We start from the raw sequence: 12,227 nt of genomic DNA, 5'->3' as shown, positions 1-12,227 counted from the left end.
CTGCGATTATTTACTGTATATTGTATCATCAAACATACCGCCTCTCCCACTATATTTCCAGATTAATAAGACACCGGATTCTCAGCTTCTGTTCCTGCTGGTTTGCCGATGATCGGACGGACAAAACGAATCACAGCAAGTGACGCGAAGACAGCTAACCCTCCGGCAAGCAAAAACGCTCCAGAAAACGTGCCCGTTTGGTCAACAATAAAGCCGGTTAAAGCCGGGCCGATAATTCCTGCTGTGTTGGCGAGGAAATGCATGAAGCCGCCAACAGAACCGACATTGTTTTGATCAACCACATCTTGAATCACAGCCCAATAGATAGCACCTGTTAAATATAGAAAAAATACTGACAAAGCGACCAGTGTGACAGCGCCCGCAGTCGTTCCCACTAGCCCGGCAAAACCAATTAGGACAGCTGATGAAAACAAACACGTGACAAGCACAACCTTGCGTGAGAACAGCACGCCTTTTCGAGACGTTTTTTTGTACACATAGTCAGAAACAAATCCTCCTGCAGCAAGCCCGATAAAGCCTAAAACCCACGGTATGACCGTGATAACACTCATCGATTCAACACTTAAGCCCCGCTCTTCGACAAGATAGCTCGGAAACCACGTCAAAAAGAAGAAGAGGATGTAGTTGTAAGCGAAAAAAGCGAACGCCGTGAACAGGACCGTTTTTTGCTTCAGGTAAAAGGTGAGCGGCATTTTTTCTCCAGGAGACGTTTCTGCTTTGATTGCCGGTGCTTCCTTCACCGTCTCTGGCGGCTTTTCTTTGACAAATTTGAACCAGAGCACTGCCCATATCAAACCAATGATCATAATGAGAACGAAGGATAATTTCCAGCTGAACGCCACTGCAATCATGCCGACAATCGGACCGGAAATGGCTCCTCCGAGCGGCGTGCCGCTGTTGGTTACACCGATGACGGACGCCCGCTGGGTCGGCGGGAACCAGTTATTCACCATCTTGTTGATGGTCGCAGACAGCGGGCCTTCTCCCATTCCAAAGAGAATACGGATAATCAGCAGGCTGACAAAACCAAAAGCGAGGGCGACTGCTCCGCTAAACAGCGACCAAACGACCATCGCGACAAATAGGGTCAGTTTTGCCCCGTAGCGGTCGGATGCCACGCCCCCAAGAAAGTTAAAAATGGCATAACCAATCGAAAAACTGCTGAAAATCAAGCCCATTTGCGTGGCTGACAATGTGAGATCATCCTGAATAAAAGGAGCTGCAATGGAAAGCGCCGAGCGATCCAGGTAATTAATTACCCCTGCCAGGAACAAAAAAAGGATAATAGGAAGCTTATCTTTTGAAAACATCTCAACCTCACCCCTATGTTGGTTCAGTTTCTGTTGCACCGCTTTCGTTACACACCTGAATAAGCCATAAATCCTCCATCGACAGGAACGGTGATTCCGGTGACAAAACCCGAATAGGATTCATCCGCCAGCCAAAGAAGCGTGCCGAGCAAATCCTCCGGTTTTCCGAAGCGCTTCATCGGTGTTCCCGCGATAATTTTGTGAGATCGGCTGGTGAACGTTCCGTCTTGGTTAATCAGCAGATCATGATTTTGTTTTGTCAGAAAAAAGCCTGGGGCAATCGCATTGACCCGCAGCCCGGTTTCGGCAAAATGAACGGCCATCCACATCGTAAAGTTATTGATGGACGCCTTGGCAGCACTGTATGCCGGAACCTTCGTCATAGGTGAATAAGCACTCATGGAAGAAAGATTGATAATCGCCGGTGAATCCGCCTTCAGCAGCTCTTTTCCAAACACTTGCGAGGCCAGAAACGCACCGGTGAAGTTGGTGGAAAAAACAGTTGAAAAGCCTCCCTCATCCATATCAAAAAAGGATTGGCCTTCTCCCGCTTCTTCATATGTCTCCACATCGGTTATCGCGTCAGGATGATTGCCGCCAGCCCCGTTAATTAACAGATCAACAGCGCCGAATCGGCCAAGGATGTCTTTCTTTGCCCGCTCCAGTGACTCCCTGTCCAGCACATCCGCTGCAACAGAGCACGCTGTGCCGCCCGCCGCCGTTATCTCCTTCACGACCGCCTGGCCTTTTTCAGCCGTCCGATTCAATATCGCCACCCTCATGCCATGACGGGCTAGCTCCCTGGCCATCTCAGAGCAAAGCACACCGCTGCCGCCAGTGATGACAACTGTTTTACCAGCAAGGTTCTCATGCAGCGGGATCATACGCCCACCTCTTTTTTTGCCATTGCTTCATAGGCGTCCCACAGCCCGTTCAAATACATGATGCCAAGTGCCCGATCGTATAAGCCATATCCCGGGCGGCATTGCTCACCCCAAAGATGGCGACCATGATCCGGTCTGACATATCCTTCGTAATCCTGCTTATGCAGTTCTTCCATCACGCCTTGAATGTTGATCGAACCATCCTTTGTTACATGCGATGTTTCAATAAAATCGCCATTCTCATAAATTTTCACATTGCGAATATGTGAAAACGGAGCAATGCCGGCATATGTCTTAGCGATCTCCACCATGTCGTTAGCGGGATTGGCTCCCATTGAACCTGTACAAAGGGTGATGCAATTAGACGGTGAATCTGATATCGCCCGCAGTTTCTTATAGCTTGCCTCCCCCGTGATAATGCGCGGCAGTCCAAAAATCGGCCATGGCGGGTCATCCGGATGAATGGCCATTTGAACACCGTGACTTTCTGCAACAGGAAGAATTTCCTGCAAAAAGAATGATAAATTGTCCCATAGCTGTTCTTCATCGATCGTTCTGTAGGCCGAAAAAAGCTCTTTGATCCGAGCCAATTTTTCGGGCTCCCACCCCGGCAGTGTCATGTCAGATGCTTGCTCCACCGTCCGAATCAGCTCTTGGGGCTCAAGGCTTTCCACCTTGGCCTTTTCAAAAAACAGAGCGGTTGATCCATCTTCCAGCGGCCGGAACATGTCCGTGCGTGTCCAATCAAAAACCGGCATAAAATTATAGCAGATCACTTTCACGCCAAATCCGGCAAGGTTGCGGATCGTTTGTTTGTAGTTTTCAATATATCGGCCGCGTTCTTCGTTCCCGAGTTTAATCGCTTCGTGAACATTCACGCTTTCTACAACTTCAGCATGAAAACCATAGGATTGAATATATTCGGTTTCGGCTCTGATTTCTTCTTTTTCCCACACGTCGCCGACAGGCTTTTGATGAAGAGCCCAAACGATGCCTTTGACACCGGGAATTTGCTTCACGTGTTCAAGTGTGACTGTATCGTTGCCTCGGCCATACCATCGAAATGTCATATTCATGCTTTCACCTCCGGATTCAGTCGATTAATCAAACGCGATGACAGCTTTCCGTACCTGATCTGGATGCTCCTTAATAAACTGAAATGCGTGATGGACATCATCCACTGAAAATGTATGGGTCACAAGCCCGTTATGCGCTAACCGGCCTTTATTCAAAAGCTCTACCACCTTGGGAAACTGATTGGTCTGCAATCTCGACCCGGTTATTGTGACTTCTTTTTTTGTAATCGGCAGCTGAGAAATCTGTGCCGCTCTTTCATCAAATCCAAGCACAACCACACGTCCCGCAGGTGAAACGGCCTCAACGGAAAACGCAAAAGTCTCCGGCAGGCAAACAGCATCAATGACCACATTTGCTCCCTCATGCCCAGTCCATTCACGGACCCGCTCGGCAACATGTTCTGCTTGGACATTTACAACAGCATCGGCGCCGTTTTCTTTTGCAAACGCCAGCCGCTCGTTGTTCAAGTCAGTCATCATGACAGCAGCACCCGCCAGCTTTGCCATTTTTAACACACAGATCCCAATAGGCCCCGCTCCCTGGATCAGAACGGTATCACCTTTTTCCACCTGCCCTCTCCACACTGCCTGGGCCCCTATCGTATAAGGCTCGGCCATGACCGCTTCCTCCCAAGGCAAGTCCTTTGAAACCGCGTAAAGCTGCCTTTCCGGAAGCACAATATATTCCCGCATGCCCCCGTCTTCATGTACGCCAAACACGGAGAGCTTGGCACAAACATTCGGCCGCCCTTTGCGGCAGGCATAGCAAGTTCCGCAATAAGAAATCGGCTCAATTACCACATGGTCACCGGCTTTTAGGCTCTGTACATTCGCCCCAACTGCCTCCACTTGTCCCGTTACCTCGTGTCCGATGACTCTCGGGAGGGTAGCGAGCGGATTCGTCCCATGATAAATATGCATGTCTGATCCGCAAATCCCGACTCGCTTGACTTTCACGAGCACTTCATCATCCATAGAAAGAACCGGCTTCTTTATCTCCTCTGTCACCAGATCATACGGTTTTCGCACTTGAACCGCTTTCATTTTTCTCACCTGCTTTTTAAGAATTCATACACACTCCGAGCAATTGATATTCCGTGTTCCTTATTTCTTTCTTCATGCAGCTGCTCGATCTCACCAGGCACAAACACTCTCTCGACTCCAGCAGCTGGAGGAGACTGCTGCAGTTCATGAAGCATGGCATCCATCTGCTCTAAAAACGTATCCCGGTCGGTAAAAAAGGATGGATTGATCGCGCAAACGTAATGCCCCAGCTTTCTTTTTTGATCAAGGCCGCTGTACATTTTCGCAATATGAGGGCCAAAAGCCGCGCCAGCAAGCAATCCGGAAAACACATCCACCACAATCGATAGTCCATAGCCTTTCGGGCCTCCGAATGTTGAAAGTGAAACAACCTTGTCAGGATCCGTTACTGCTTCTCCGTTTTCATCGACTCCCCATCCTTCAGGAATTTCCTTGTCCTCTTCACGGGCCTGCAGAATCTTCCCGAAAGCCACTTTGGACGTCGCCATATCGAGAATAAGCGGTTTTTTATGCTTAGCCGGAACACCGTAAGCAATCGGATTTGTCCCTAAAAAAGGAGCCCTTCCTCCAAACGGGACAACGATACTGTCCGTATGCGTCATTGCCAATCCGATCAGTTTTTCGTCAGCCGCTTTTTGCACAAAATAGCTTAGCGCCCCGCAATGGCTGCTGTTGACGGCTGTGACCATGCCGACACCATTTTTCTTGGCCATGACAATTGCATGGTCCATTGCCATATCACAAATCACATGGCCGAATCCGTCATCACCATCCAGCACTCCGGTCACAGGCCCCGTTTCTTTAAAAACAGGCTGTGCCTCAGGGTTGATCCCTCCCGCTAAAAGCCTGTTCACATAGTGTTCTGTACGCAGCACGCCATGCGAATGTACATTGCGCAAATCAGCGTGCACGAGGACATCTGCTACTTTTTCAGCATTTCGTTCATTCAAACCGGCACCGGCAAGCTTTTTCCGAACGAGTCCCTTTGCTTCTTCAGCTGCAATTGTTATCGTTTTCAATTAAGTGCCTCCTTCCTTTTCAGTGCTTCCGGGCACCCATTAGTGAAAACCCCTACAAACACATTTTATTTACGGATTATTTCAAATATTCTTTATATTACATCATCAGCTCTTTTGATGAAGATCCTGAACAATCTGAGCATGCTGCTGGTCTGTGAGTTTATAAAGAAAACCAATAATGATCATCGCCAATGCCAAAGCAATGGCCGGATACAGAAGCAAAAGCGCTTTGATGCCGATCAGTGCCTGTGCTGTCTGAACTGCATTCGGCACGTAGCCGATTATCCCCAAACCGATCCCCGAAAGAAACCCAGACAAAGACTGAGCTAGCTTTCTGGAAAAATTGAAAAGTGAATATGTCGTTGCTTCTTTCCGTTCACCGGATTTCCATTCGCCATAGTCGATAATATCGGAGACAAGAGCCCACGTGATGCCGTTTGGGATACTGATTCCGATAAAGGCGATGCTGGCGAGAATGGTAAACACATAAACGTTAGATGGAAGCATAAAGTTGATCAGATCCGCGGCCACACTGATGGCAAAGCCAATCATAGCCGTTCGTTTCTTTCCAAACATCTTGACGAGCTTTGGAAGGAATACGACGCCCAAAAAGGAAGAACCAATAATGATGAAGTTCATATAAGCCATTAATTCAACATTGCCCAGGTTATATTGTGCGAAATAGACGAGCATGGCGGATTTGATGTTGTATGCGGAAATTGAAAAAATCGTCATTAGGACAAGGGTTAACAGCGGTTTATTTGTAATAAATGTTTTGACGACAGATGAGAATGTTAATTTTTCTTTAGGGGCTTCCGATATGACAACGCGCTCTTTGCAATTGCGGTAGCAAATATAAAACCAAAGCACACCGAGCGCGGCGAACAAGCCCATGACCACGGGGTAGCCGACCTTCGGATTATCAAATTTGACGAGAAGCGGCATTACGGCCACACTTGTGATAAACAAGGCGCCAAGTGATCCGATTTGGCGGAACGTCGAAATGGAGGTTCGGTCCTCAGAATTTTGAGTCATTGCTGCTCCTAATGAGCCGTAGGGAATATTCACAAACGAATAGCCGATGCCCCAAATCATATAGGATGCATAGGCATAAATCAGTTTTCCGGTCGTTGATACATTTGGAGACAGAAAAATAAGAACAGTAAGCACCGCGAGCACGATGCTGCCGATTAATAAATAAGGCCTGAATTTCCCTCGTTTGCCGATGTTTTTGCGATAATCGATTGATGAGCCGACAATTGGATCTGTTATCGCCGCAAACAGCTTGCTGACTAAAAAAATGCCGCCGGCCATCGCAGCCGGAATTCCCGCTACATCAGTGAAATACTTCAATAAATAAATCTGACCGAGATCAAACATAAAACCGTTGCCAAAATCACCAAAACCATAGGAGATTTTTTCCTTCAACGAAAGCCTTTTTTCCGTTTCGACCGACACAACCTTATTTGCCAGTTCAGTTCGCATGTTCCACCTCTGTGTCTTAAGAATTTTCGGGCAGTGGTCCGCTCAGTGATGCTGAGCGGACACTTTGTTACACGTTTGCTTTTTCTTCTTGAAATTGAAAGTAGTGTTTCGCATTGTCATAGCAAATTCCCTGAACGATGTTTCCCAGAAGCTCCATATCGCGCGGCACTTCACCGTTTTCAACCCATTCCCCAATCAAATTGCAGACGATTCGCCTGAAATATTCGTGGCGCGTATACGAAAGAAAGCTTCGGGAATCGGTGAGCATGCCGATAAAACGGCTGAAAAGGCCAACGTTTGATAACGCTTTCATTTGGTCCAGCATCCCGTCTTTAGTATCGTTAAACCACCAGGCTGTGCCAAATTGTATTTTTCCCGGGGTTATACCGTCCTGAAAACTGTTGATCATGCTGGCAATGACATAGTTATCATTGGGATTCAGTGAATATAAAATCGTTTTCGGCAGCTGGTTCTTCATCTCAACTGAGTTCAGCAGCTTGTATAAAGGCTTCGCAATTTCTTCATCGTTCATAGAATCATAGCCTGTATCAGGACCGAGCCTTTTCATCATTTTTGTATTCGTGTTTCTTAAAGCGTTGATATGAAACTGCATCGCCCAATCAAGCTCCGCATACAATCCGCAAAGAAACTGAAGTGTATATGTCTTAAATTTCTTCTCATCTTCATAAGAAACCTCTGTTCCTTGTAATCTGTCAGCAAAAATCCGTCCAGCTTCTTCTTTTGTCGTTTCGGCAAATACCATTGAATCTATCGCGTGATCAGACACTCTGCCGCCAGCTGAATGGAAGAATCGCACTCGTTTTTCCAACGCTTTTAAAAACTCATCATAGGTTGTAATGGATATGGCGGCGGCATCTTCAAGTGACTGCACCCAATCCGGAAAGCCTTCACGATTGATCTCAAGTCCTTTATCCGGCCGAAATCCAGGCAGCACGCTGACAGGAAAATCTTTGTCTTTTCTTAATAATAGATGGTATTCAAGAGAATCGACAGGGTCATCCGTTGTGCACACAACCTTTACATTTGATTTCATGATTAAATCCCTTGCACCGAAGCCTTCCCCTTGGAGCAGTTCATTTGTCCGTTTCCATATAGCCGGCCCGGAGTTCTCGTTTAAAATCTCATAAATGCCAAAAAAACGCTGCAATTCTAAGTGGGTCCAGTTATAGAGCGGATTTCCGATCGCCATCGGCACGGTTTTCGCCCAAGCCATAAATTTCTCCTCATCTGGCGCATCTCCGGTGATGTATGTCTCCTCAATTCCATTGGCTCTCATGATGCGCCATTTATAATGGTCACCATACAGCCAGGCTTCCGTGATGTTTTGAAATGTTTTATTTTCATAGATTTCTTTCGGGCTTAAGTGGCAGTGGTAATCAATAATCGGCATGTCTTTCGCATACTTGTGATAGAGGATGACAGCGGTTTCATTTTTCAATAAAAAGTTTTCGCCCATGAAGGGTTCCATGTCCTCACCATCTTTCATTCTATTTCAAAATGTTAACGTTAACATTTTGATTTGTTTTTATTTTACCTTTATATTCCTCTGGGATCAATCTCTTTTTTGAAAATGAAATGTTAACGCTGTCATAAACATAAAAAAAGACATTGCCAGAAAGCACTCGGAAAGGAATGCTTTTGGCAATGCCAGATTCATTAAAAGGATTAGTAAGCCAGGCTGAAAAGTCCTTTAATATGTGTCAAATATCGTACATTACTTGCTTCTTTCATCAAGGAAGCAGGAAGACCTTTAAGCGGTGTAGAATTAGCACCAATAATGGCAACCGCGTCTTTGCGTCCAAGGCTTGCAAGTGTACCAGAGTTAACTGGCTTGAATGTTTCAAGTGTTTTGCCTTCTAGGTAAGCGAATAGGTTGTAACCGATCAGCTCACCCATTTGCCATGCGATTTGTGCAGTTGGCGGGTATGGACGGCCGTCTGGTCCGAAGTAAACGGCGCTGTCTCCAGCAACGAATACATCTTCATGAGATGTAGATTGCAGGAAGTCGTTTACAGTCGCGCGTCCGCGGTTCACTTCTAGGCCTGATTCACCGACTAATGGGTTACCTTGTACGCCGCCAGTCCAAACAAATGTGTTGGCAACAACTTTAGATCCGTCTTTCAGATCAATTACGTTTCCTTCTACATTTGTAACAGGGAGACCTGTTAAGAACTCAACGCCGCGTTTTTCAAGGCTTGCAGTTGCACGCTCGATAAGATCATCCGGAAGAACAGGAAGGATCTTAGGACCAGCTTCAACAAGTTTTAATTTGATTTCTTTATGGTCTACGCCGTATTTTTTCGCAAGGTTCGGCATGATGTCAGCAAGCTCACCAACAAGCTCAACGCCTGTTAATCCGCCTCCGCCGATAAGGATTGTTGCGTCTGCTTCGTTTTTCGTTTTAGAGTACTCGCGCACACGATCTTCAACATGCTGGAAGACTTTGTTCGCATCAGCAGCAGATTTCAACACCATGCTGTTTTCTTCAAGACCTGGGATGCCGAAATAAGCCGTTACAGAACCAAGACCTACAACAAGCGCATCGTAAGATAATGTAGAACCGTCAGCAAGCGCCACTTCTTTTTTATCAACAGAGAAAGAGTTTACTTCCGCGATTTTAAGATCAATGTCTTTGCCTTTGAAAAGTTTTTCTAATGGCATAGCAACCGCTTTTTCAGACACGTTGCCTGCAGCAAGACGGTGTAATTCCGTAATGATTTGGTGAGTTGGGTATTTGTTTACCACTGTCACGCGTGCTTGTTCTTTTGTGTAATGTTTGCGAACTGTTAGAGCAGAAAGAACTCCGCCATAACCAGCGCCTAGAATGACAATATGTTTTGACATCGTATATCCTCCGTCCTTTATATCAATTTGAATCTGAGATTATTTTTGGTTTTCGCGTTCGTTCATGACTTCAAGGTAGCTGTTAGCAAAACGGAACAGCTTTTGAGCTTGAGGATCTTTCAGCATACGCAGCAGGCCGAAAAGACCAATTGTTTCGTTGCTTGCTTCCGCGCGGTCTTTTGCTTCGATCGCAGTCGCAGCTACTTCTTTCGCTGTTTCTTTTACAGGCTCAAGAATTTCAGTGATCGCACCGACTGTGTCGTTTTTTAACACTTCGTCAGTCGCTACAGACTGAGCGAAATCATAAGACTTCGTTAAAATATTGACTAACTCAGTCAGCTTCGGAAGCTGGTCAACTAAAACAGTCAATGATTCTTGAACTTCTGGCTTTAATAGCTGATCAATAAGATCTTGCTGGCTTTGGCTGACAGACGCATTTGTTTGATCGATTGTTTCTGGCATATCCAATTCTCCTTTACTATAAGCAGTTTGCTGATTTGTTTGGAAAGGGTAGTGCCTCTCCCTGTCTCACGCTTTTAAGGCATAAGAATAAGGATTGTGAATTCGTGCACAATCATTTACAAAAATAAATGTTTACTACCCAGTTTTTCATCTTGCCATATTCAGTATTATTTTTATCAAAAAATAAACAATTGAATAAGTCAAAATCCTTTACTCTCTCTGAAAATAGCAAACACAAAAAACTCCAATTCGATTACCTTCTATATGATAACACTTTTTGAACAAAATTTGAACGTGAATTGCTTCGATTATGAAATTAATTTATATGGAGCTCATGTCATAACGTTTCTGTGACACTAGTTATTGACAATCCAGCAATTTCTCCCTTCACTTTACCCATATTTCCAATAGAGGCTCTCTTTTTCCTGTGATCGGATCATTCGCCGGCAACGCCGCCTTCTTTATCTGTTTGACCGCTTCCTCCCGCTCATCCGGCTTTCCCGTCTTCATATCATACTGAATGCCTCCGGGATAGGCGCCAAGGACAGTAAAATCGGGACTTGAGCTTAGCTTTTTATGACCGACTCCGGCTGGAATCACGACTGCATCGCCTGTTTTGAAAGGGATGACAGCTCCTTTTTCTCCCCCGAACTGAATGACAGCCTCTCCCCTAACTGCAATCAGGACTTCATGCGTATTGCTGTGATAATGATGGTATGGAAAAACACTTCCTAACCAGCTGTTTGACCAGCCATGCCGGGTGACGATCCGCTCTGCCTGACTGGTATTCTTAATCGCGTTTTGATATACCACGAGCGGATACTCAGGATGATTCGGAATCCTGCCGTCATCCGGAAAAAAATATGTCTGTGTCTTTGCTTCCATCAATTTCACCTCCCTTTTTTATGTTCCACACATAGCGGTTCGCAAAACATGATGTTTTTCTCACGATTCCATTGATCTGCATGATACCAAATAGTATAGTATAAAAAATAATGCCAGAATGAGGGATACCATGAAAGCTATTGTTATCGGAATTTTAGCTTCACTCTTTTTCGCCGTTACCTTTATATTAAACAGAGCGATGGAGTTATCTGGAGGCAGCTGGCTCTGGAGCTCATCGCTGCGCTTTATTTTTATGGTGCCGTTTTTATGTGTGATTGTCATCATGAGAGGGACATTCACGCCTCTCGTACAAGAGATGCGGAAAAAGCCGTTCTTTTGGCTCAAATGGAGCTTTGTCGGCTTCGTGCTTTTTTACGCGCCGATCACATTTGCGGCTGCCTACGGTCCGGGATGGCTTATAGCCGGCACCTGGCAAATTACAATTGTAGCCGGTGTGCTCTTGTCTCCTTTGTTTTATGTCAAACAAGATATGCCGGGCGGTCCGCAGCTCGTTCGGCAAAAGATTCCTCTGGTTTCACTTGGCACTTCCGTGATCATCCTGATTGGAGCGGCTCTGATTCAGCTTCAGCATGCGGAATCGCTTTCAGGAAAGATGCTGCTTTTCAGTGTGCTGCCGGTTGTCATTGCGGCTTTTGCCTATCCGTTAGGAAACAGGAGAATGCTCGAGGAATACGGTGGCCGGCTTGATACATTTCAGCGCGTGCTTGGAATGACATTGGCAAGCCTTCCGTTCTGGCTTCTATTAGCAGCTTACGGTTGGTGGTCAGACGGCCTGCCGACAGCGGGGCAAACCGTTCAATCCTTTATCGTTGCCGTCAGCTCAGGCATCATTGCGACTGTTTTATTTTTCTGGGCCACTGATATGGTAAGAGACAATCCGCAAAAACTCGCAGCCGTTGAAGCCACTCAATCCGGTGAAGTAATTTTCGCGCTGCTTGGTGAAATTGTTCTTCTGTCAGGCGTTTTCCCATCTCTATTATCATTTGCCGGTTTGTTCATTATTATAGCGGGGATGGTGTTACATACCTTCGCTTCACAGCCGAGAAAACCGAAAAAGAAAGCACAGTCAAACTTGACCGCGTAGCATTTGCAGGAGAATGGGTGAAAACCTGTTCTCCTTTATCTTTGCTACCAAAAGGCATCTGTTTCACGGTA

Annotated in this window: 11 protein-coding genes; 1 reads left to right on the top strand and 10 read right to left on the bottom strand. The window is 46.0% G+C overall.

Annotated elements, in window-relative coordinates; all coding sequences use genetic code 11:
* Positions 1–62 precede the first annotated feature (62 nt).
* From CDO84_RS05750 to CDO84_RS05705, 10 genes are all read right to left on the bottom strand, one after another.
* Entirely contained in the window at positions 63–1,331 is a 1,269-nt protein-coding gene (locus CDO84_RS05750; protein ID WP_040083389.1) for an MFS transporter, read from the bottom strand.
* A 47-nt stretch (positions 1,332–1,378) separates the two neighbouring features.
* Positions 1,379–2,215 (bottom strand): SDR family oxidoreductase, encoded by an 837-nt coding sequence (locus CDO84_RS05745; RefSeq protein WP_040083390.1) that lies wholly within the window; start codon positions 2,213–2,215, stop codon positions 1,379–1,381.
* Positions 2,212–3,291: a mannonate dehydratase gene (uxuA, locus tag CDO84_RS05740; protein WP_014663617.1), complete on the bottom strand. Its 1,080-nt coding sequence runs from the start codon at positions 3,289–3,291 to the stop codon at positions 2,212–2,214. Before uxuA ends, CDO84_RS05745 begins: the two co-directional genes overlap by 4 nt.
* A gap of 24 nt (positions 3,292–3,315) precedes the next feature.
* Positions 3,316–4,335 (bottom strand): zinc-binding alcohol dehydrogenase family protein, encoded by a 1,020-nt coding sequence (locus tag CDO84_RS05735; RefSeq protein ID WP_014663616.1) that lies wholly within the window; start codon positions 4,333–4,335, stop codon positions 3,316–3,318.
* 5 nt (positions 4,336–4,340) lie between these two features.
* Positions 4,341–5,354: an ureidoglycolate dehydrogenase gene (allD, locus tag CDO84_RS05730; RefSeq protein ID WP_040083391.1), complete on the bottom strand. Its 1,014-nt coding sequence runs from the start codon at positions 5,352–5,354 to the stop codon at positions 4,341–4,343.
* A gap of 105 nt (positions 5,355–5,459) precedes the next feature.
* Positions 5,460–6,839, bottom strand: a complete 1,380-nt coding sequence (locus CDO84_RS05725) for an MFS transporter (protein WP_040083392.1) — start codon at positions 6,837–6,839, stop codon at positions 5,460–5,462.
* Positions 6,840–6,906: 67 nt separating this feature from the next.
* Positions 6,907–8,328: a glucuronate isomerase gene (uxaC, locus tag CDO84_RS05720; RefSeq protein ID WP_040083393.1), complete on the bottom strand. Its 1,422-nt coding sequence runs from the start codon at positions 8,326–8,328 to the stop codon at positions 6,907–6,909.
* Positions 8,329–8,525: 197 nt separating this feature from the next.
* Complete coding sequence (locus tag CDO84_RS05715; RefSeq protein WP_040083394.1) at positions 8,526–9,704, bottom strand: NAD(P)/FAD-dependent oxidoreductase; 1,179 nt, start codon at positions 9,702–9,704, stop codon at positions 8,526–8,528.
* Between the two features lie 39 nt (positions 9,705–9,743).
* The gene (locus CDO84_RS05710; RefSeq protein ID WP_014663610.1) at positions 9,744–10,166 is read right to left on the bottom strand and encodes a DUF1641 domain-containing protein; all 423 of its coding nucleotides are present in this window, start codon (positions 10,164–10,166) and stop codon (positions 9,744–9,746) included.
* A 387-nt stretch (positions 10,167–10,553) separates the two neighbouring features.
* Positions 10,554–11,051 carry a cupin domain-containing protein gene (locus CDO84_RS05705; protein WP_040083395.1) on the bottom strand — a complete coding sequence of 166 codons (498 nt, stop codon included), beginning with the start codon at positions 11,049–11,051 and terminating at the stop codon, positions 10,554–10,556.
* 130 nt (positions 11,052–11,181) lie between these two features.
* Here CDO84_RS05705 and CDO84_RS05700 point away from each other — a divergent pair, with 130 nt between their 5' ends.
* A complete protein-coding gene (locus CDO84_RS05700) occupies positions 11,182–12,156 on the top strand; it encodes a DMT family transporter (protein ID WP_040083396.1) in 975 nt (324 codons plus the stop codon).
* Positions 12,157–12,227 lie beyond the last annotated feature (71 nt).

It is taken from the genome of Bacillus sp. MD-5 (assembly GCF_002201875.1).
Classification (GTDB): Bacteria; Bacillota; Bacilli; order Bacillales; family Bacillaceae; genus Bacillus; species Bacillus stercoris.
This window is presented reverse-complemented; position numbering and strand designations above follow the sequence as displayed.